Origin of the sequence: Micromonospora sp. NPDC049107 (genome assembly GCF_040648595.1) — a bacterium.
GTDB lineage: Bacteria > Actinomycetota > Actinomycetes > Mycobacteriales > Micromonosporaceae > Micromonospora.
On sequence record NZ_JBEZEC010000010.1, the window covers coordinates 169,726 to 190,979 of the forward strand.

The window sequence follows — 21,254 nt, forward strand, 5'->3', positions numbered from 1 at the left end:
GGGGAGCGGGGGGGGGGGCGGGGGGGCCCCCCCCCCGGGCCCCCCCCCCCCCCCCCCCCCAACGCCGCCGGTCGTCGTCCGGGCCCGCCGCAGGCCGACCAGTTCTTATGAAACAGGCCCTAGCCGGTTGGCTCCGCTCGGGCCGCGCGTCGCGGGAACGGACGGAGCCAGCCCCGCCAAACACAAATCGGTGCAGGTCCTTACAAAGCCTGAACATTGATATGCCAGGGTGCGAATATGATGAAAATTGGTATATCTTGGACACATCGCGTGAGACCGTACCGTCGGCGGCGACACCTGCTCACGGTCCTGTCGCTCGTCGGAGCGCTCACCCTGTCGGCCGGCTGCGGGCTCTTCCGGGACGACCCGGAGCAGCACGAGGCCGGACCGGTGTCCACCGTGCCCACCGGCTCCTCGACGCACACCCTCGTGGTCGACGGGCAGGAGCGCCGCTTCCGCCTCTACCGGCCGACCAACCTCGCCGGGTCGACCCCGGCACCGCTCGTGGTCATGTTGCACGGCGCGCTCGGCACCGGCAGCCAGGCGGAAACCTCCTACGGCTGGAACGCCCAGGCCGACCAGGAGGGCTTTGTCGTGGCCTACCCGGACGGGATGAGCCGCTCCTGGGCGGTCAGCCCGGACTGCTGCGGACCACCGGCCCGGGACGGCGTGGACGACGTCGCCTTCATCCAGCAACTGGTGGCCACCGTGGCCGACCAACTTCCGGTGGACCGCAGCCGGATCTACGCCACCGGGATCTCCAACGGCGGGATGCTCGCATACCGCCTGGCGTGCGACACGAAGCTGTTCGCCGCGATCGGGCCGGTGGCGGCGACCCAACTCGGCCCGTGCTCGTCACCGGCACCGATCTCCGTGATCCACATTCACGGGATGGCGGACCAGACGGTGCCGTTGAACGGTGGTCCGGGCAAGCGGGACAACGACGGGACCGGGCGAAATCCGGTCAAGATCGACGGGCCGCCCATCCCCGACCTGCTCGGCGAATGGCGTACCACCGACGGATGCCCGGCGCCGGCGACGACCGCCTCGGGCCCGGTCCGGACCTCGGTCGCCACCTGTCCGGGAGGACGGGCGGTCGAGTTGGTCACCGTCGAGGGCGCTGGCCACCAGTGGCCCGGTGCCGCCGGCCCCGGACCGCAGGCGCAACGCCTGCTCGGCCTGGATCCACCCGCGACCGCGCTGGACGCGACCGAGACCATCTGGCGTTTCTTCGACGCACACCCCCGAACCGGCGGCTGACCCGCACCGGCGGCCACTGATCCGACAGCTCACGAGAGGGAGCAGCAGATGCCCAGTAGTGGTGGCAGCCCGGCTGCGGTCGAGGTCGCCGACCTCGTCAAACGCTATCCCGGGAGCACGAACGCAGCCGTGGACGGGCTGTCCTTCACGGTTGCCGGCGGCGAGATCTTCGGGCTGCTGGGACCCAACGGCGCCGGCAAGTCGACCACCATCGGCATCCTCACCACCCGGCTGCGGGCGTCCGGGGGCCGGGCGCTCGTCAGCGGGATCGACGTGGTCGGTGACCCGGTCGCGGCCCGCGCCCAGTTGGCCGTCGTACCCCAGCACAACAATCTGGACCGGTCGCTGACACCACGACAGAACCTGCTGTACCACGCCGCGTACCACGGCGTCAGCCGCGCCGTACGCAACGCGCGGGCCGATGAGCTCCTGGACCGTTTCGGCCTGCAGGATCGGGCGGACAAACGGATCGAGGCGTACTCGGGCGGCATGGCGCAACGGCTGATGATCGCCCGCGCGTTGATCCACGAACCAGCGGTGCTCTTCCTCGACGAGCCCACCAACGGTCTGGACCCGCAGTCCCGCCGGCTGATCTGGAGCCGGATCCGCGAGATGCGCGAGCGCGGTGTGACGGTCGTCCTGACCACTCACCAGATGAACGCGGCCGCCGCTCTGGTCGACCGGGTCGGCATCGTCGACCACGGTCGGCTGCTCACCGCGGACACGCCGGGCAACCTGGTCAGAGGGCTCGCCGGACGATCGATCCTCGACCTGACGGTCACCCTGGCCGCGCTTGACGAACCGGACGAGCTGCTGAGTGCGCTCTCCGAGGTCTCCGGCGTACGCAAGGGTGAACGGCTCGCCGACCCGCCGCCGCCCGGGGCCGGGGCCGGGGCCGCCAAACTCCGTGCCGTCCTCGGCCTCGGCGGCGGGTCGGGGTTCGGCGCGGGCACGCCCGCCGCATTGACCGCGCTGGCCCGGGAGCGGGCCGTCGCCACGCTCGCCCCCGACCCGGGCGGGCGTAGGCGCGTCCGGATCCGGCTGCATCTCGCCGCCGACCCCGCCACCGTGCTCGGACCGGCGCTCACCGTCCTGACCACACGGTCGGCGACCCTCACCGACGTACGCATCGGCGAGCCGAGCCTCGAAGACGTCTTCATCGGACTGACCGGAAGGGACCCACGGTGACCGACCTCGACGCCCCGCCGGTTGCCGCAACGAGCTTCGCGGCGGCACCCGCGCGACCTCGCGCCCACCGGGCCTTCCTGGCCATTCTGCGCCGGGACCTGCTGGTCACCGTCAAGGAACTCTGGGTCATCCTGGTCCAGGTCGGCCTCACCCCGCTGTTCATGCTCTTCGTCTTCGTCAAGGTGCTCGGCGGGCAGGGCGTCGTCAGCCGGAACTTCGCCGACCTGTTCCTGCCCGGCATCGTCGCGCTCGCCGCGCTCACCACCGCGCTGCAGAGCGTCGCACTGCCACTGGTCAAGGAGTTCGGCTTCACCCGGGAGATCGAAGACCGGCTCCTCGCCCCGCTGTCGACGAACCTGGTGGCGGTCGGCAAGCTCGTGGTCGCGATGCTGCGCGGGCTCGTCGCCGCAGCCCTCATCTACCCACTCGGGGCGCTGATGGTCGGCTCGGCCCCGTGGCAGCCCGGACGGTTACCGATGGTCCTGCTGACGATCCTGCTCGGCGGATGGATCGGCGGCGGCATCGGCATGACGCTGGCGATGATCCTGCCCATCCAACGGATCAACATCACGTTTTCGCTGGTCGTGACCCCGATCATCTGGACCGGTTGCATCCACTACCCGTGGCCGCGGCTCTCCTCGATGCCGTGGTTCCAGACGGTCACCGCCCTCAACCCGATGACCTACGTCTCCGAGGGCGTGCGCGGGGCCATGTTGCCCGGCGTCGCGCACATACCGGCCTGGGTCTGTCTGCTGGTGCTGACCGGAGTGGCCGCACTGGTCACGGTCACCAGCGTCCGAAGTTTCAGTCGGCGTGCCGTCCAGTGAACGGCACGGTCACCGCGTCTATCGGAGGTGTTCGTCGATGAACGTGCTGGAACCCCCCAGGTCAACGGCCCCCGCGTCGGATGGCTCGTTCGCCGCCTGGTTGGCCGATCGGGCCGGCCGGCTGCTGCTGCAGGTCCGCGCGGAGCACGGTCACCACGACCCGGCCGCGTTGAAGCGCGCGGGTGATCGGGCGGCGCACCAACTGCTGCGCGTTGAACTGGCACGGCACAGAAGCGCCGACGCCGTGCTCTCGGAGGAGGACGACGGCGCCCGGCAGGCCTGGGCAACGGGTACGGCCGACCCTCTGCCGGAGCGGCTGGGCGCCGACCGGGTGTGGATCGTCGACCCGCTGGATGGGACCCGCGAGTTCTCCGAGCCGGGCCGGACGGACTGGGCGGTGCATGTCGCACTCTGGCAACGGAACGCGCCGACGGAGCACCGCCTGGTGGCGGGCGCCATCGCCCTGCCGGCCCAGCTCCGTACCCTCGGCACGGAGACACCCCCGACCCGGCCGCCGGCGGTCAGCGGTCGGACCATCCGGTTGGCGGCGAGTCGGAGTCGGCCGCCGGCGTTTTTGACGAAGTTGGCGGACGAGGTCGGTGCCGAGTTGGTGCCGATGGGATCGGCCGGGGCGAAGATCGCCGCGGTTATCACCGGTGAGGTCGACGCGTACGTGCACGCGGGTGGTCAGTACGAGTGGGATTCGGCGGCCCCGGTGGCGGTGGCGACGGCCACGGGATTGCACGCTTCCCGCATCGATGGTTCCGCGTTGAGCTACAACGAGGCTGATCCCCGGCTGCCGGACCTGGTGGTCTGCCGGCCGGAGCTGGCCGCCCCACTCCTCGCCGCGCTGCGGCAACACCTGACCCCGGTGCCGGCACCGGCCACGGCAGCCGGGTGATCCGCGATGACGACAAACGACACGACGCCCGCGGCGGCGTACCGGGTTTCGCACCTGGACGCGATCGAGGCAGAGAGCATCTTCGTCATGCGCGAGGTGGTGGCCGAGTTGGAGCGCCCGGTCCTGCTCTTCTCCGGCGGCAAGGATTCGATCGTGATGCTCCGGTTGGCCCAGAAGGCGTTCGCGCCAGCCCGGATCCCGTTCCCGGTGATGCACGTCGACACCGGGCACAACTTCGACGAGGTGTTGGACTACCGGAACCAGCGGGTCGCCGAACTCGGCCTGCAGTTGGTGGTGGCGAGCGTACCCGAGGCGTTGGAGGCAGGTCTGGTCCGCGAATCCGCCGACGGGACGCGGAACCGGATCCAGACCCCGGTCCTGTTGGCGGCGGTGGAGAAGTACCGGTTCGACGCGTTGTTCGGCGGGGCGCGGCGGGACGAGGAGAAGGCGCGGGCCAAGGAGCGGATGTTCAGCTTCCGGGACGACTTCGGTCAGTGGGATCCGAAGAACCAGCGGCCGGAGCTGTGGTCGCTGTACAACGGGCGGCATCACCCGGGCGAGTCGATCCGGGTGTTCCCGTTGTCGAACTGGACCGAGCTGGACGTCTGGCACTACATCGCCCAGGAGCGGCTGGCGTTGCCGTCGATCTACTACGCCCACGAACGTACGGTGGTCGAGCGCGACGGAATGCTCTATGCGGTGAACGAGTTCATCGTGCCCCGAGGTTCGGAGGAGCCGTTCAAAGCGCGGGTGCGGTACCGGACCGTCGGCGACGCCTCCTGTACCGCGGCGGTGCTGTCCGAGGCGGACACGGTGGACCTGGTGATCGAGGAGGTCGCGGCGACCCGGATCACCGAGCGGGGGGCGACCCGGGGTGACGACCGGGTGAGTGAGACCGCGATGGAGGACCGCAAGAGAGAGGGCTACTTCTGATGGCTACGACCGGGGTCGCGGTGGTCGAGGGCGCAGCGTCCGAGGGTCGGGCGATGGACCTGTTGCGGTTCACGACGGCGGGCAGCGTCGACGACGGCAAGTCGACGCTGATCGGTCGGTTGCTCTACGACACCAAGTCGTTGTTCACGGACCAGTTGGCAGCCGTGGAGGCGGCCAGCGCGGCCAACGGCGACGAGTACACGAATCTGGCGTTGCTGACCGATGGCCTGCGGGCGGAGCGGGAGCAGGGCATCACGATCGACGTGGCGTACCGGTATTTCGCCACGCCCCGGCGGAAGTTCATCGTCGCCGACACCCCGGGGCACATCCAGTACACCCGGAACATGGTCACCGGCGCCTCCACGGCCGACCTGGCGTTGATCCTGGTCGACGCCCGTAAGGGCCTGGTCGAGCAGTCCCGCCGGCACGCGTTCCTCTGCTCGCTGCTGCGGGTGCCGCACCTGGTCCTGTGTGTGAACAAGATGGACCTGGTCGGCTGGTCGCAGGAGGTCTACGAGCGGATCGCCGACGAGTTCACCGCGTTCGCGGCGAAGTTGGAGGTGCCGGACCTCGCCGTCGTCCCGGTCTCGGCGTTGCACGGCGACAACATCGTGACCCGCTCGGAGCACACCCCGTGGTACGAGGGCCCGTCGCTGCTGCACCACCTGGAGCGGGTGCACATCGCCAGTGACCGCAATCTGGTCGACGTCCGGTTCCCGGTGCAGTACGTGATCCGCCCGCAGTCGACCACGGTCACCGACTACCGCGGCTACGCCGGCCAGGTCGCGTCGGGTGTGCTGAAGCCGGGAGACGAGGTTCTGGTTCTCCCCTCCGGGTTCACCTCCCAGATCGCGGCGATCGAGACCGCAGACGGACCGGTCGCCGAGGCGTACCCGCCGATGTCGGTCACGGTCCGGTTGACCGACGAGATCGACATCTCCCGGGGCGACCTGATCTGCCGGCCCCACAACGGCCCGGCGGTCGCGCAGGACATCGAGGCGATGATCTGCTGGATGGACGAGGCCACCCCGCTGCGTCCCGGCGCGAAGTACGCCATCAAGCACACGACCCGTACCGCCCGGACCGTGATCCGCGAGCTGCACTACCGACTTGAGGTGAACTCGCTGCATCGGGACGAGGCCGCCACCGAACTCGGACTCAACGAAATCGGCCGGGTCCGCATGCGTACGACCGTCCCGCTGCTCGCCGACGAATACCGGCGCAACCGCACCACCGGCGGTTTCATCCTGATCGACGAAACCACCAACCGCACCATCGCCGCCGGAATGATCGTCGACACCAATTGACCTACGGTAAGGGCCCTTCCCGCTACCGGAAATCGGAGCGGAAAGGGCCCTTCGTCACGTCTCAGACGGTGAGGGTCCAGGCGTTGATATAGCCGGTGTCACCGGAGAAGACGTCCCGCACCCGCAGCAGCCAGGTGCCGTTCGCCGACTCGGTGGAGAGATTCGCGGTATAGGTGGCGTTGACGTTGTCGGCGCCGTCCAGGAAGCTCTGGTTCTTCAGCCGGTAGGCGGTACCGTCCGGTGCCACCAGATCGATGATCAGGTCGCCCCGGAAGGTGTGCACGATATCGACCGCCACGGTGGACGCCGAGGAGGCGCTACGGTTACAGCCGGTGATGACGATGCCGCTGGTCACCGCCGTGTTGCTGTCCGGTATCGCCACATCGGTGCCGTTGGTGCCCGAGCAGCCGCCGCCACCCGAGCCGGTCACGGTCAACGAGTACGTGGCGCTGCGCGTGCCCGCAGTGCCGGCACCGGTGACAGTGACGCCGTAGGTGCCGGCAGGGGTGCTCGCCGAGGTGGCGATGGTGAGCGTGGACGAGCCGCCCGAGGTCACCGTGGCCGGGCTGAACGAGGCGGTGGCGCCACTCGGCAGACCGCTCGCCGACAGGCTCACCGACTGCGCCGAGCCGCTGGTGGTCGCGGTACTCACGGTGGCGCTGACCGAGCCGCCCGGCGCGGTCGAACCGGCCGTCGGCGACACCCCGACGGAGAAGTCGTCGGCCGGTGGAGTGCCGCCGCTGCCCACGTAGAGCAACTGGTTCGGGGTGCCGGTGCCGACGTTGGTCACCACGTTCGGGGTGGAGTTGCCGACCAGGTAGTCGCGGACCTGCTGCGGGGTCCAGGACGGGTTCGCCGACAGCGCCAGCGCCGCCGCGCCGGCGACGTGCGGCGACGCCATCGAGGTGCCGCTGATCGTGTTGGTCGCGGTGTTGCTGTCGTACCAGGCCGAGGTGATGTTGACGCCCGGCGCCAGGATGTCGACGCAGGTGCCGAAGTTGGAGAAGCTGGCGGCCGCGTCGTTGTTCTGCGTCGCACCTACGGTGATCGCGGAGGCCACCCGCGCCGGGGAGTAGTTGCAGGCGTTCTGCCGAACGCCGAGGGCGTTGCCGTTGCCGGCCGCGACCGCGTACGTGACGCCGGAGTTGATCGAGTTGTTGATGGCCGTGTCTAGCGAGGAGTTGGCGCTACCGCCGAGGCTCATGTTCGCCACGGCCGGCTTGATCGCGTTCGCGGTGACCCAGTCGATGCCGCCGATCACACCGGCGTTGGTGCCACTGCCCGAGCAGTTCAGCACCCGTACGCCGACCAACTGGACGCCCTTGGCCAGGCCGTACGTCGAGCCGCCGACGGTGCCGGCGACGTGCGTGCCGTGCCCGTTGCAGTCGTCCGCCGAGCCGCCGTCGACAGCGTCGTAGCCGGAGGTGGCCCGGCCGCCGAAGTCGTTGTGGGCGAAGTTGATACCGGTGTCGACGATGTACGCGTGCACGTTGGTCGCGGTGTTCGGGTAGGTGTACGAGCTGTCGAGCGGAAGGTTGCGCTGGTCGACGCGGTCCAGGCCCCAGGACGGGGGGTTCGGCTGTGTCCCGGAGATGCGGACCGTGTGGTTCTGCTCGACGTACGCGACATCGGGGTGCGCGGCGATCCTGGCCGCCGCCTTGGCGCCGGCGGTGATCTCGAAGCCGCGCAGCGCCGTGGAGTAGGTCCGAGCGACCGCTCCGCCGTGCTGACCGACCAGCCTGCTGGCGGTGGCACCGACCTGCGCCCGACTCACCGCGCTCTCCTTGAACACCACGATGTAGCTGTCGGTGACAGCCGTGGCACCGCCGGCACTACGGATGTCGCCTTCCGGTTCGGCCGCCACGGCCGGCGAGGCCGCTGTGAGGGCCAGCATCGCGACGGCGCCCACCACAATTGATCTTTTCGGGAGACTCATTCTCCCCTCCCTCCGATTCGGCCCTTCGTCCGCTCGCCCACGACGAGGAATCGATGATGGCCGATTGAGAAGAGATTACTAAATGATGGCGGCAGAAGACAGATCCAGGGCCCCCTATACCGCTCATAAGATGGAGGTCAAGGTATGGCAATTCATTCCAGATCACGGGCTTGGTGGTCATTCCGAGACGAGCCATCGATTCGTCACCAGCCTATGCGCTTCAGCCCACCCTCGCCCCGTTCGGAAGGCCGGAGGTTGACTATCCGCCGCGCCGGCGCGACTGGCTCGGGTTGTCACTCGACCTGAAACGTCGCGGTCGATGCGAGTCGCAGGGTGGCCCCAGGCCGAAGTGGGTGTCGTACGCCGGGTTCAAGCCGCCGTTGGTCCAGCCAGGTACCGTTCGTGGAGTACAGGTCGGTCACCGTCGCGGCCCCGTCCGGCGCAGTCGTGACAGCCGCGTGTCGTCGCGAGACAGCATCGTGGCCGGACAGCGCGGCCGCCGCGGGCGAACCGGGGTCCCGACCGAGGATCAGGGTTACTCCGGCCTCGAGGACTGTCTGCCACGGCGGGTCGAGCAACGCGATCATCAGGACGGTTTCGAGCACACTGAGGCAGTGCGGGCACATCCGGCTCCCCGGCGGACACGCCGTTCCGCACGACGGACAGGTGATGTCCACGGCGACCGGGTCGATCGGCTGCGGGGTGACGAGGTTGTCTACCTCGATGACCGCCGAGACGGCGGTGAGGTTCGCATAGCAGTCCGGGTTGCCGCACACGATGTCACCGGAGCCGACCGGTGCGCCGCAGGCGCGGCAGATCAGCCGCTCCATGTCGATTCCCCGACGCCGATGCCGCGGGCCCGCAGATGATCGGCGATCTGGTCGAGCTCGCCGGGCCGCGGGATCCCGACCAGCCACAGCCGGCCGTCGAGCACGCCGGTCTGCAAGCCTGCCCGGACGAGCTGAGCGGCCTCGCCGTATCGCTGGTGGCCCAGCGGGCTGAGGGTGATGACGCGTTGGTTCGCCGAGCCACGCAATGGGGTGTCGCCGTTGTTACGCCGCTCGACGTACCTACCCGCGACCACGGCGTCGCAGCTTGCGCGCAGCTCTGGCAGCCGTGCCGCACGCGACCAGCCGTATCCCGTATAGAGCAGGATGTCGATCGGCCGGGTGTGCCGCCAGGTGGTTATCCCGCGCAGGAGCGCGGCGAGCGCGACCGGCTGCTGGAGCGGTTCGCCGCCGGAGATCGTCACACCGTCGATCCCTTGAGGAAGTGAGGTGAGCCAGTCGAGCACCTCCTCGACGGGGACCGACCGGTCGGGGCGGCGAGGCCAGGTGTCCCGGGCGAGGCAGCCGGTGCAGGCGAGGGTGCAGCCTTGCAGCCAGATTCCGGCCCTTCTGCCGTACCCCAGGGTGGTGACCGGGTGGTGGAGGCGACTGATCTCGATAGTCGTCATGACAGCTCCACGGTGATGACGTCGGCCTGACGCCGCCAGGCCGTCACGACGAGCGACGTCGTGTCGCCGGACGCCGGCGCGTCGCCCGCCGGTACCGCCAGCCGGTCGAACAGGGCGCGGGCCAGCGGGTTGACGAGCGCGGTCTCCAGGGCGGAGCCGATCCCCCGGCCGCCTCGGGCCAGGTCGCGCGTGCACTCCCTGAGCACGCGCGCATGGACCGGCTGGTCAAGCGTGACCGACACGTGGTGTTCTTCGCTGAGGCGCCGGAGCACGTTGCCGAGTTGGAGTTCGAAGATCTGTTCGGCCGCTTCCGGCCCGATGAAGTCGAATACCACGACATTGTCGCCGAGGCGGTTGAGCAGCTCGGGCCGACCAAGGACCCGGGTGAAGTGATCCTCGATCGCTGCCCGCACGATCGTCTCGACCTGGTCGTAGGGAGTGCCCGGCGTAGCCGTCTGCGTCAACTGGCCCGTGCCGTCGTCGACGTACATGCCGAGGTTGCTGGTGAAAATCAGGATGCATTCGGAGAAGTGGGCAGTACCGCCGCGGCCGTCGGTGAGCCGGCCGTCCTCGAGGATCTGCAGGAACTTGTCGAGGATGCGCGGGTGGCTCTTCTCGATCTCGTCGAACAGGATCACCCGAAAGGGTTGCTGACGCACGGCGTTGGTGAGTTCTCCGCCGGCTTCGAACCCGACGTAGCCCGGTGGAGCGCCGATCAGCCGATCGCCGGCGTGCTCGGCGGAGAACTCGCTCATGTCGAACCGCAGGTAGGCCGCCTCGTCGCCGAACACCACATGGGCCACTGCCTTGGCCAACTCGGTCTTGCCCACCCCGGTCGGACCGGCGAAGAACAGAACTCCGCGCGGGCGTGCCGAAGCCCGTGCCGCGTGGGCGCCGGACAGGCCGAGAGCGGCGCGTTTGAGGATGTCCAGGGTTTTGGTCACGGCTTGGCGCTGGCCGATGATCCGCTGGGGCAGGGACCGTTCCCCGTCGCGGATCCGGGTGTGCAGGTAGTCGCGGCGCCAGGGATTGTCCAATACCCCGAGCTTGAACGTTCGGGTCGCGTCGGGCCACTGCTCCGGGCTCAGCCCACGATCGCGTGCCAGCCTGGTCACCTCGATCATGCCCTGCAGGGTGAGTCCTTCGGACTGCTCGGCGAACGAGCGAGCCCGCTCGTGCAGCGTCGCGTCGGGGATCTGGCCGTGCAACAGCCGGCGGGCGCAGCGTTCCCGATCGCCGTAGTCCGGTCGGGGCAGGCTGATAACGCGGATCCGGTCCTTGCCCGCGGTCAGCCAGGCCGGCAGGTCACTTTCGTTCTCCACCAACCAGATCATCGGGTTGTACAGGCTCTGGGTCCGACCGGATTCGGCCGCGACCGGCCGCGCCGACCGGGCCAGCTTCTCCATGCGGCGCAGGAACTGCCGCTCGGCGTCGTCCGGATCGCTCGGATGCCGCAGCAGGTGCGCCGCTCGGACGATGGCTGCCGCCCGCACAGTGGTGCGTGGCTGGGCGATCGCGGCGAGCTGGACGAACAGCGCGCCGAGGTCGGGCGTCGGGCCGCCGGGACGGTACCCGTCGCCGAGGAGGGCACGGGTGGCAGTCGTCACGTCGCTTCTGCCGATCTGGTGCACGACACCGGAATCGATCAGATCATGATCGAGTACGAAGGTGTAGCCGCTCCGGTCCAGCAGCTCACGTATCACGTCGGTGAGGGAGAGCAGCCGCACCCCGGTGGGCGTGTCGATGAGGTACGAATCGTGGGCGTTGCCCCACAACACGTACTGCGACTGGGTCGGCAGTGTCGCGTGCAGTTCGCGGGCGAACGCCGGCCAGCCCGCGAGGTCGTCGATCACCGTATGTCTCCCTCCGCCTCGCGGCTTCTGAGCCGCCGCCGGGGCTCAGTGCGCTGCTGCGGCGCCGTGCGGGGCGTGGGTTCGGCGCCCGGGTGACGCAGCTCGGTGTGCGCGCACGGCAATCCGGCCTCCCGGAGAGTGGCCAGTGCCTGTTCGAGGTCGGCGCACCAGCGGTGCTCGGCTGCCGTGTCGGCGTGGGGGTTCTCGCCGGGTCCGGTCCGGTAGACCATCGACTGAATCCTGCGTGCCCTTGCGTCGACTTTCAAACGCACCAGGTGGTCCGCGTCGTCGGGTCGGCTCACCGCGAGCCTGCCCGTGCTGGGTTGCCCGACGCTGAACTCGGTGCCCACGCTGTAGCCCAGCTCGGTCAGCGCGTCCGCCACAGCGTCCTGGACCGCGATCGCCAACGCTCGCTCCTCCATCTCCGACCGCAGTTGCTCAACCTCGTTCAACAATTGGTCGTTGAGCTCCGCCCGGCCGGACACCACGTCGACGAGGCCCGCCCTGGCCCGGTCCAGCGCGCCGGTGTCAAGATCCTGCTGCGCCGCGTACGGTTCCATCGCGTCCAGCAGTTCCGCCGCGACGACGGCATCCGAGCGCCGGACCCGCACCAGCTTGTTGGCCTCCTGCACCCGCAGTTGCACCTGCCGCAGGCGCGGCCGTCGCTCGTCGGGCCGGCGCCAGACGTCAGCGGCGGCGGCCTCGGCTCTGGCGCGGCCCTCGGCGGCGGCCATCGGGTGCAGGCCCGCGAGGATGCGCACCACGGCGGCGGCGGGGTCCGAACCACCGCCGGGCAGCGGCTCTGGCTCGCCAATCCCGTCCGCCGCGGTCCGCAGCGCCGCGGCCGACACCGGTGGCAGCAGGTCCGCGAGACCCCGTGCCGCGGTGACCGCCCGGGCGGCGGCGGCGCGCCTGAACACTCCCGCCAGGACCCGGTCGACGTCGTCGCACCAGGCGTCCCAGACCGATTCGGACGCCGAGACGGAGGGCTCAGCCAGCGCGGGCTCCGCCGGCAGTCCTTGCTGTGCGAGGGCGGACGCCGCATACGCCGCGTCGACCCGGGCGGCGGCCCGGCGTTCAAGTCGCAGTTCCCAGGCGTGGACGGCCTGGTCCCGCTGCGACTCCTGGGCGGCGACGGCCTGCCGCCGTGCGGTGGTGTGTGCCCGGATCCGCGCGTTGCGGGCGGCTGCCTCGGCTGGGCTCACCTGGAGTAGCTCGCCGAGTGCCGCCGTGGCGCGGATTCCGACGATGGTTGCGGCGCCGATCACGGCCGCCACCGGGAACACCACCACACTGCCAGCGCTCATTCCGCTTCGCCCCCGTCTCGCCGCTCAGTGGGTTCGCTGCCGAGCAATTCACGGCTTCGTTGTCGCCGGACCTGACCGAAACGCCATATCCGGGTGCCGGTCCAGCCGAGATGCACCACCGGCCCGATGAGCGCGACCATGGCGACGGCCAGTAGCGCTGCCGACCAGAGGAACGGGCTGCCGCAGCAGCAGGCCAACGCCAGCACACCGAGCAGCAGCGGCGGAGCGCCGCCCCGGACCCGGTTGGCGCCCCTGCGAAGCGCCGCCCAGCCGGTGGGCACGCGACGGACCAGCCACCGCATTCGGTCGAGCGCGGACCAGCGCGGATGGTAGAAGGATCCAGTCCGCACCGCGAGGCCGACCTCGGCCAGGGTGGGCACCAGCCATTCCGCGACGGGGATCGACATGTCTCTGATCACGAGACGTGGGTCGGGAGAGAAATGGGGCAGGAACACGGGAGCGGCGACGACCAGCGCCCAGATCATGGAGGCCGCCGCGGCGAGCGACAGGGCCTTCGGCCGCCCGGCCCTGAGCTGCTTCAGTTCCTCGTCGAGAACGCGCTGTCCCCGGGTACGGGCCTCGACGATGCCGGCGCACTCCTGCACGGCGGCGGGGACGACCGTCAACACACACAGCGCGCTGGCCACGTCGGTCACCGGAGGCAGTGCCTCGAACCAGTCCAGGTGCTCGGTGACCTCTTCGCGATCCCGAACCGCGCCGTCCAGCAGCGGTCGCAACCGATCCGGATCGGCGGCGACGCTGAGCAGGACGGCCCGGTGCTCGGTTCGACGCGCCGCCAGCATCGACGTAGCCTGTGGTGGCAGATCGACCCGGGTGGCGAGCGCGTCGAGGTCCTGTGCCGAGCTCCGCCAACGGGCGTCCACCTGCACCAGGGCCTGGCCGTCGCCGAAGTCGGCGAGCACCGGCAGGAGCGAGTACCGCCACAGGTCACGCACCGCCGAGGCCGCCCGGCCGTCCGGCTCCCGCACCGCCACAGCCGCGACATCGGCAAGGTGCTCCGACCCCACTCGTAGCCCCAGGTAGGTCGCCGGTTGCCCCCGGTCCAGCCAGCGCAGCAGGTGCACCATTCGCACATCGGGGGTGTGATCCGGGTGGGTCAACGCCTGGTCGATCAGCCGGATCCGTTCGTCGACATCGTCGTCGAACTGCTCCAGCCAGGCGCGCAGCACGCGCCACCCCTCGCCGGGGTCTCTTCGCGTGCCGACGCGTCGCAGGAACATGTCCACCGCGTCGCTCCAGTGGGCCGCCATCGCGCGTGCGACCTCCGAGCGGGTGCGGTAGGGCACCCCTTTCAGGATCAGCGGCGTCGCACGTCGCGTCGAGGCCGGACGGTGCACCTCGGGCGATCCGCCGGACAGCCACCGCCGGACCTGCGCCTCACCCCACCGATGGTCCGGGTCGCTGACCAGGAGCCCTTCGCAGAGAAGCCGCAGCCGGTGGTCCGCGACGCCGTCGACGGATGCGCCCCGGACCGTCACCTCGTGCTGGATGATCCGCTCGTCGAGACCCTCGAACGGGGCTTGGCCGGTGGCCAGTTGCCGGACCACCACACCGACGGCCCACCAGTCGCCCGCCGGGGAGTAGGCGCCGGCGAAACTCTCCGGCGCCGCATAGGCGAACGTCACGCCGCGGCTGGTGAATCGCACCGATGCTGGACCGAGGTACCTGCTCAGTCCGAAGTCGGCCAGCGCCAGCCCGAGGTCCGGAGGAAGGCTCCGGACCATGATGTTCGACGGTTTGAGGTCGCCGTGCACGATGGTCGCCGAGTGCAGTTCGCCGAGCGCCTCGGTCAGCTCGGCGACCACGTGCCGCAGCAGTTCCGGCGGCACCGGGCGGGGGTCCTGGCCGATGAAGTCCGCCAGGGTGCCAGCCGGTAGATACTCGGTCAGCTCCCAGCGCCGGCCCTCAGCGACGCCGAAGTCGATGGGCGTCACCAACCTCTCGCTGCGCAGCCCGATCAGCCGGTCGACCGCGTCCTCGTCGATGACGATCCCCGGCCGGTAGATCTTCAACACCCGGTCGTCGCCCGCCGCGTCGCGTAGTAGAAAGACGTCGGCCTCCGCGCCCGCCGGCAACGCCGCGAGGACCGACCAGCCCGACACCCGGTCGGGCAGCCGCAGCAGACCGGCGCTCACCGGTACGGCCACAGCGGACTCGGCCGGGTGCTCCCGGCGTGTGGCGGGAACCTGTGGCCCGGGGTCGACGGCCCGATCGGTCTCGCGGCGCGTCGGCGGCACGTCACCCTCGGCAGGCGGTCGCGGGTTCACCTGCCGCCTACCGCCCGCTCGATCGCGTCGTGGCGTGGTGACCCGTCGCGCTGGCGCCAGCCCTACTCACGGCGGATCCCCTATGGACAGCGGGTGCGAACCCACGGCCACCGACTGATGACCGGCGGCCAGCGTGGTCTCAAGCTCGCGCAGGAACGAGTCGATCTCATCCGCGATCCGGTCGGTCCGCAGTCGTTTTATGCGCACGTACAACACCCACGCCATCGGTCCGAGGATGGGGACAACAACAGCCACCACGACACCGCCCAGGATCCAGACCGGGCCCGCACCCTGACGACTGAATGCCCACGGAAGCAACAGGGCGGGGAGAGTGACGGTCGGAAGTTGAAGCGAGATGAGAAGGATGAAAAAAACGTCCATCGACTTGATCTGGTTGACCCAGCCTCGCCGGGTCTCCTCGCGCAGACCTTCCATCGCCTCCTCGAGGCGCCCATGCAGCCACGCGGTCTGATCGCGCTCCAGGCGGGACAACGGCAAGGATCGGGAGGCCGAACGTTGCCGGTACTGTGCCATCACCCGGAGGGCGCGGCCACCGGCGGCCTCACCGCGGGCCGGGACAGCCGGCGGCCACTGCCGTGCAGCCTGCTCAAGGATGAGGTAATAGCCACCAACAATCGGCATGGCCATAAACACCAGGACAAATGAGATCAGGAAGCTGAGGCTTTCCCCGGTCGCATAGGGGGCCACCACCACACCAAGAATCAATCCCAGGACGAAGGTCATCGCCATGCCCTGCCCCAGCAGCAGGGCTGCCGGGTTCGCTACCACGACGGCGCGTTCGAACCTGTTCAAGGATTCCGCCAGATGCAACGCCGCAGCCAAGAGGGCAACAGGCAGCAGGGCGACGAAAAAGACCGCCAGTGCGTAGGTCTGCAAAATCTCACCGAGCGAATGTGGTTCTTCTGCTCGTGAGTAGTAGTACGGAAAGGCGGCGAGGATCGCTGGTCCGACCGCACCGGCGAGAATCCTCGTCAGCCGTCCGGAAACCCCGGACTTCTTCGCGGGCTCCTCGGGCGGAATCCAGGTCGGGTGGACGTGCGCCTCCAGCGCCTCGATCAACCGGGTGACGTCGAGGCGGAACGTGCCGTGCCGGATACGCTGCGACTGGCGTGCCGGAAGCTCGCGCATGTCCGCCGGAAGGTCATCCGCCACCGGGACAGGAGTCTCGCCCAGCAGGACCGGGACGACAACCGTGCCCGGCAGCCGCAACGCCTCCGCGATCTCCCAGCGGACCCAGTCCTTCGCCGGCCAGGTCGCCCGATGCCGGGTCTCCGCCAGCCAGCCGGGACCGATGATGGCGATCAGCACCTCGGCGTCGCTCAGCCGGGCCCGGAGCTGGTTGGGGTACCGCTCGCCGACGGGGATGGACTCCACATCCAGGAACACCTCGGTGTCCCCGAAGTGCCGCCGGAGCCGGTCGGCGAGCGCCTCGACCAGAGCGGGTTCGCTGCCGTCGCCGGCCTCGCGAAAGTGGCGACGATAGTTCACGAAGATGCCGCTCATGCTCACGCGATCCGTCGGGTGGAATCGTCGGCCGGTCCAAGTCCGTACGTGTCGGCTCGCGCCGACGGCCTCAGGACCTCGGTGAGCCGGGCGGTCAACGGTGCGACCGTGGGGTCCTGGTACCAGGGGGCCAGCAGCCGACGCAGTCGGCGCAGGTCGGTCCGGATGGTCGCCGAGTCGACCAGTTCGATGCCGTCCAGCACGTCCGGAGCGAGTTCCAGGGCCGCATCGAGGTCGCCGGCGCCGACGTGGGCGAGCAGTCGGCGAACGCCGTACCGGGCGCGGGCCCGGCCCGCCGCCGGGCTGATCCTGAGCACCTCCCGGTCGAGGATGTGCGCCGCCTCCCGGTACGACCCGAGATCGACCAGCCCCCACCCCTGCACGATCGCCGCCGGATCCGGCATGTTGCCCGACCCGAACACTTGCGCCCCGCCGGCCAACTGTCGGTGCGCCCGACCCACCTCCACCACCGCCGCGTGGAAGTCGTCCGACCTGCCGATGAGGGCGGAGCCCTGAGCGACCCGTTCCATCGCCAGCCGCCGGAGTTGCGGCGGAGCGTTCGCGTCCCTCACCACTGGCGCGACAGCGGTCAAGGTGCGCGCCGGATCGTCGTCGTAGAGGGCGATGTCAGCCTGACGGATTGCGAACAACCGGCCAAAATCCCGGTCACCGCCAGCCTCGGCAAGAGCGACAGCGGTGCGGGTCCATCGCAGACAGGCCGCGTCGTCGCCGGCCTCCTGTGCCATCCAACCGGTGAACTCGGCGTACCGGGCGGCCAGGTGAAGAATCTCCAGGCGTTCGGCCAGCATGCTGACCTCGGCGAGCCCTCGCAGAGTCCGCACCTGCGCGGCGAGGGTCGGTAGCAACACCCGAGGGCTGGTCGTCTGCGCCGCCTGACGCATCCGACGCAGCAGCTCTTCGAACGGTGGCGCACCGTCAACCGAGCGGTCCGGCGGCGTCGACGCAAGCCACGCCGCGGGCAGTGGGACGGGATTCGGGTCCGCTCCCCGGGACAGCGCCACGGCAGACCGGCCTCGCGGATGCCCCGGCGACTGAGAGCTGATCTCCAGGGCCGCGTCGTTGCGGAGGATCATCACCTGCAGCCGTCCCAGGTGCGGGCTGGGAGTCAGCCCCAGCTCGGTGAGCCGGTGGGCCAGATGCTGGTATTCCCGGAGGGCGTCTGCCTGCCTACCGCCGCGGTACAGCGCGACCATCAGTTGCCCGACGAGTCGTTCCCGCAGTGGGTGTTCGGCGACCAACCCCGTCAGTTCGGAGGCCATCGCCTGGTGGTGACTCAATCGCAGGTGGACCTCCACCCGCTCCTCCAGGCCGCAGATCCGGCGCTCGTCAAGCTTGGCCGCCCAAGCCTCGATCCACGAGGTCCGCACCCCGTCGAGCGCCACCGCTCCGCGCCACAGGCTGAGTGCCTCGTCGTACGCGTCGATCGCCGCCTGGTCCTGGTGGCGCCCGCTGAGCCGACGAGCCTCGTCGAGGAGCTTGTCGAAGACCAGCGCGTCGAGGTCGCTCCGCTCGACGTTGATCTGGTAGCCCTCAGGGGCTCCACTGATCCGCTCTCCTTCGGCCTCTCCGTGGAGTTGACGCCGCAACTGCCAGACGCAGTTCTGCAGCTGTCGTCGCGCTGTCGAGGGAGGGTCGTCCCACACCACCCGGACCAGCCGATCGTGCGTCACCAGCCCGTTCGGCCTGGTCAGCAGCCCCGCCAGAATCCTTCGCTCCCGATGACCACGCAGGACGACAGGGCGGCCGTCCCGGAGAGCCCGCAGCGGACCGAGCACCGAAAACTTCACTGGAGCCTCCAGCCATGGGAGAACCCGAATATACGCGGTCATCGTTTCGACCACCTCGGCAATTCGGGCCGCCCAGACCACCCTGCTCGTTGGCGGAAGGCACATCTGCGGTATCGGCATGGCGCCCTCACTCCCTCCACCGCACGTCGACCCTTCCACCTCGACTGAAGCAGAGTCGGGCGCGGTATGGGAGCGCCGCATACCAGAACGGTGAACACGTCGATGCCGGAGAAATTCGACTCTCGCTTCTGATGGGAGCATGCGGCGGAAGAGGGGCGAACGAATGAACGACGACGTCGGGACCTGCGTGTTCTGCCAGATCGGTGCCGGCACGGCAACGGCTCTTCGGATCTATGAAACCCCGCAGACGATGGCATTCGTCCCGCTGCTACCCGCAACCGCCGGGCACACGCTGGTGATACCTCGCAGGCACGTGACCGACCTGTGGGCCTTGGCCTCGGAGGACGTCCAGCCGCTGATGGACACCGTTCTCGACGTGTCCCATGCCATCAGAGAGGCACTTGCGTCGGACGGTCTGAACCTGATCATTTCGGCCGGCCAGGCTGCCTCACAGACGATCCCGCACCTTCACATACACCTGGTTCCCCGCTGGCACGATGACCCGATCCAGGCCATCTGGCCGGCGCGGGCACCCACAATCGACAGCGCCCGGCTTGAGCGGACCGCTGAACGGATCCAGGCCGCCATGCCGCCCTGTTCCCGGGCGTCTCGGCCCGCAGCAGGGGGACGACATGTCGGCCAGGTCTGACACCCGGACCATGACGGTCAACTGCGCCTCGCCACGCGGGTAAGCCACCGACCGCGTACGGGAAATGCGGCGGTGGCCAGTCCACTCAATGCCTCCGCGGATCTCAACGTTTGCCCCATGCGCTGGCCGCTCATCGACGATCGCCAGCGGAAAGGCATAAGGACCGGACCAATATGCGAATGCCTGGCCGTATGACCAGGCACCAAGGGAGGAAACCGTGAAACTCAACCGAAAAGTCGTGCACGGACTCGTGACTGCGGCCACCGCCTGCAGCACCACGCTGATCGCCTTCCCCGAATCGGCGTCGGCCGGGGTCGAAACCAACTGCACCGTCCGCTCCGGCGGTCCGGTCGTCCTCTACTACGGGCAACAGCAGCAGGGCGCCTCCATCTGCCTCAACGGCCTGATCAACGACATGAAGAGCCCGGCTCTCTACTTCGGGCCGTCCGGGTCCGGCCACGGCACCCGGGTCTGGAACAACGCCGGCTCGGCATCGAACTACGACACGACGTGGCGGCCGGTGATCTGGTCCGAGCCCGGCATGACCGGCCCGTCGTACGCGCTGGGCGTCTGCTGCGATGCGGGCAGTGCGCCGTACAACCTCGCCGGTCTCACCAACGACAACCGGTCGCTTTCCTGGTCCCCCAACTAGCCATCATCCAGACACGTCAAACCCTCGTGGCACGTGACGCCGTCGGCTCTGTCGCCGCGGCGTCATGTGCCACCGATTACAGCCGGGGGCAGCGAACATGGCATCGCACGGACGAAGAACCGCCCGGTGGGGCGCACTCATGCTGCTGCTCGCAACCGCGGCGGCTTGCTCCCCCGACCCGGACGGCACAGCTGAGCGTGTTGGCGTGGGTGGGATCACCATCACCAGTCCGCCCGCCGTCACCGAGATGCGCGGCGCCGACGGTGCCGCGGGACTGGTCCTGCCCATCGCGGCGTACCGGCTCGACGGCGAGCAGCGCGTCACCCTGGACCGGGCTCGATCCATCCTGGTCAACGACTGCATGCGACGCTTCGGGATCGATCGCGGACAGCCCGCCGCAGCCACCGGCGGCGCGGGCCCTGAACCGATGTCGCGCCGGTACGGCGTCACCGACCCGGCCGTCGCCGCCAGGTGGGGGTACCACCTCGCACCGGGCGAAGGCAGCGTCGCTCGCACCAAGCCGGGTGCCGCCGTGCCGCCCGCCGAAATGCTCGTCTGGACCGGCAGCGAGGACGGCCGCCCGGCGCCAGCCGGCCAGCCCACCCGCACCTACCAGGGGCACGAGGTGCCCGCGGGCGGCTGCGCGGGCGAGGCGGGCCGCGAACTGCAGCTCACGAGCCCCGAGGACATCGCCGAGCACCTCGTCACCTCGATCGACTTCAACGCCTTCGAGCAGGCGCGGGCGGACGACCGGATGCGCCAGGTGTTCGGCAGATGGTCTGCGTGCATGCACGAACAGGGCTACCACTACGTCGACCCGTTGACTGCTGCGGCAGCCGCGGATCTGCGCCCGGCCACGCCCTCAACCGCCGAGAAGCGGACCGCGACCGCGGACGTGGCGTGCAAGACCCGTAACAACGTCGTGGGCGTCTGGTTCTCAGTCGAGTCCGCGTACCAGACCGCGATGATTCAGGCGCACGCCCAGGATCTGCGCGCCGCCCAGCAGAGGATCGCGGTCGTGGTCCGGAACGCGCAAGCCGTGCTCGACCACCTCGGCGGGTGATCGGGCGTGGGATACCACGACTCGGTCTGATCCCCGCAGCATCTCGACCCCGCCGGCGACGGCGACGCTGTCTGGGCGCGGGCGCTGCCGGACCGCAGCGCCGCTGCGACTCGACGAGAACCGGCCGGGCTGAGGCCGGCAGCAGGCAGGGAGGTAAGGACCTTCACCGTGGCCGGCCCACG

17 protein-coding genes are annotated in these 21,254 nt (G+C 69.6%); 9 read left to right on the forward strand and 8 right to left on the reverse strand.

Annotation, left to right across the window (positions count from 1 at the left end):
• The first annotated feature begins 270 nt into the window (after positions 1 to 270).
• Genes AB0B55_RS24515 through AB0B55_RS24540 form a run of 6 tightly spaced genes read left to right on the forward strand, consistent with a single transcriptional unit; the run spans position 271 to position 6,416 of the window.
• On the forward strand, positions 271 to 1,260 hold the full coding sequence (locus AB0B55_RS24515) for a PHB depolymerase family esterase (protein ID WP_357174067.1): 990 nt from the start codon (positions 271 to 273) through the stop codon (positions 1,258 to 1,260).
• Between the two features lie 48 nt (positions 1,261 to 1,308).
• On the forward strand, positions 1,309 to 2,448 hold the full coding sequence (locus tag AB0B55_RS24520; RefSeq protein WP_357174070.1) for an ABC transporter ATP-binding protein: 1,140 nt from the start codon (positions 1,309 to 1,311) through the stop codon (positions 2,446 to 2,448).
• Complete coding sequence (locus AB0B55_RS24525; protein WP_357174073.1) at positions 2,445 to 3,275, forward strand: ABC transporter permease; 831 nt, start codon at positions 2,445 to 2,447, stop codon at positions 3,273 to 3,275. The genes AB0B55_RS24520 and AB0B55_RS24525 overlap by 4 nt, the downstream gene beginning before the upstream one ends.
• A 37-nt stretch (positions 3,276 to 3,312) precedes the next feature.
• Positions 3,313 to 4,176 carry a 3'(2'),5'-bisphosphate nucleotidase CysQ gene (locus tag AB0B55_RS24530; protein ID WP_357134589.1) on the forward strand — a complete coding sequence of 288 codons (864 nt, stop codon included), beginning with the start codon at positions 3,313 to 3,315 and terminating at the stop codon, positions 4,174 to 4,176.
• 6 nt (positions 4,177 to 4,182) lie between these two features.
• Positions 4,183 to 5,109: a sulfate adenylyltransferase subunit CysD gene (gene cysD / locus AB0B55_RS24535; RefSeq protein WP_357174076.1), complete on the forward strand. Its 927-nt coding sequence runs from the start codon at positions 4,183 to 4,185 to the stop codon at positions 5,107 to 5,109.
• Positions 5,109 to 6,416: a GTP-binding protein gene (locus AB0B55_RS24540; RefSeq protein WP_357134592.1), complete on the forward strand. Its 1,308-nt coding sequence runs from the start codon at positions 5,109 to 5,111 to the stop codon at positions 6,414 to 6,416. Before cysD ends, AB0B55_RS24540 begins: the two co-directional genes overlap by 1 nt.
• A 61-nt stretch (positions 6,417 to 6,477) precedes the next feature.
• Here AB0B55_RS24540 and AB0B55_RS24545 read toward each other — a convergent pair whose 3' ends face one another.
• The 8 genes from AB0B55_RS24545 to AB0B55_RS24580 all read right to left on the reverse strand — a co-directional run bounded on the left by AB0B55_RS24545 (position 6,478) and on the right by AB0B55_RS24580 (position 18,588).
• Positions 6,478 to 8,352 carry a S8 family serine peptidase gene (locus tag AB0B55_RS24545; RefSeq protein ID WP_357174079.1) on the reverse strand — a complete coding sequence of 625 codons (1,875 nt, stop codon included), beginning with the start codon at positions 8,350 to 8,352 and terminating at the stop codon, positions 6,478 to 6,480.
• A gap of 293 nt (positions 8,353 to 8,645) precedes the next feature.
• Positions 8,646 to 9,182 carry an FHA domain-containing protein gene (locus AB0B55_RS24550; RefSeq protein WP_357174082.1) on the reverse strand — a complete coding sequence of 179 codons (537 nt, stop codon included), beginning with the start codon at positions 9,180 to 9,182 and terminating at the stop codon, positions 8,646 to 8,648.
• Positions 9,170 to 9,808 carry a 4Fe-4S cluster-binding domain-containing protein gene (locus tag AB0B55_RS24555; RefSeq protein WP_357174085.1) on the reverse strand — a complete coding sequence of 213 codons (639 nt, stop codon included), beginning with the start codon at positions 9,806 to 9,808 and terminating at the stop codon, positions 9,170 to 9,172. Before AB0B55_RS24555 ends, AB0B55_RS24550 begins: the two co-directional genes overlap by 13 nt.
• Positions 9,805 to 11,535 carry an AAA family ATPase gene (locus AB0B55_RS24560; protein ID WP_357134598.1) on the reverse strand — a complete coding sequence of 577 codons (1,731 nt, stop codon included), beginning with the start codon at positions 11,533 to 11,535 and terminating at the stop codon, positions 9,805 to 9,807. Before AB0B55_RS24560 ends, AB0B55_RS24555 begins: the two co-directional genes overlap by 4 nt.
• Positions 11,536 to 11,657: 122 nt before the next feature.
• The gene (locus tag AB0B55_RS24565) at positions 11,658 to 12,968 is read right to left on the reverse strand and encodes a hypothetical protein (RefSeq protein ID WP_357174087.1); all 1,311 of its coding nucleotides are present in this window, start codon (positions 12,966 to 12,968) and stop codon (positions 11,658 to 11,660) included.
• Complete coding sequence (locus tag AB0B55_RS24570) at positions 12,965 to 15,136, reverse strand: protein kinase (protein WP_357174090.1); 2,172 nt, start codon at positions 15,134 to 15,136, stop codon at positions 12,965 to 12,967. Before AB0B55_RS24570 ends, AB0B55_RS24565 begins: the two co-directional genes overlap by 4 nt.
• A gap of 186 nt (positions 15,137 to 15,322) precedes the next feature.
• Complete coding sequence (locus AB0B55_RS24575; RefSeq protein WP_357174093.1) at positions 15,323 to 16,780, reverse strand: toll/interleukin-1 receptor domain-containing protein; 1,458 nt, start codon at positions 16,778 to 16,780, stop codon at positions 15,323 to 15,325.
• A 2-nt stretch (positions 16,781 to 16,782) separates the two neighbouring features.
• Entirely contained in the window at positions 16,783 to 18,588 is a 1,806-nt protein-coding gene (locus AB0B55_RS24580) for an AfsR/SARP family transcriptional regulator (RefSeq protein ID WP_357134605.1), read from the reverse strand.
• A gap of 283 nt (positions 18,589 to 18,871) precedes the next feature.
• Here AB0B55_RS24580 and AB0B55_RS24585 point away from each other — a divergent pair, with 283 nt between their 5' ends.
• From AB0B55_RS24585 to AB0B55_RS24595, 3 genes are all read left to right on the forward strand, one after another.
• Complete coding sequence (locus AB0B55_RS24585; protein ID WP_357134607.1) at positions 18,872 to 19,357, forward strand: HIT family protein; 486 nt, start codon at positions 18,872 to 18,874, stop codon at positions 19,355 to 19,357.
• A gap of 217 nt (positions 19,358 to 19,574) precedes the next feature.
• The gene (locus tag AB0B55_RS24590) at positions 19,575 to 20,009 is read left to right on the forward strand and encodes a hypothetical protein (RefSeq protein ID WP_357134609.1); all 435 of its coding nucleotides are present in this window, start codon (positions 19,575 to 19,577) and stop codon (positions 20,007 to 20,009) included.
• A 205-nt stretch (positions 20,010 to 20,214) separates the two neighbouring features.
• On the forward strand, positions 20,215 to 21,072 hold the full coding sequence (locus tag AB0B55_RS24595) for a hypothetical protein (protein WP_357174096.1): 858 nt from the start codon (positions 20,215 to 20,217) through the stop codon (positions 21,070 to 21,072).
• The last annotated feature ends 182 nt before the right edge of the window (positions 21,073 to 21,254 follow it).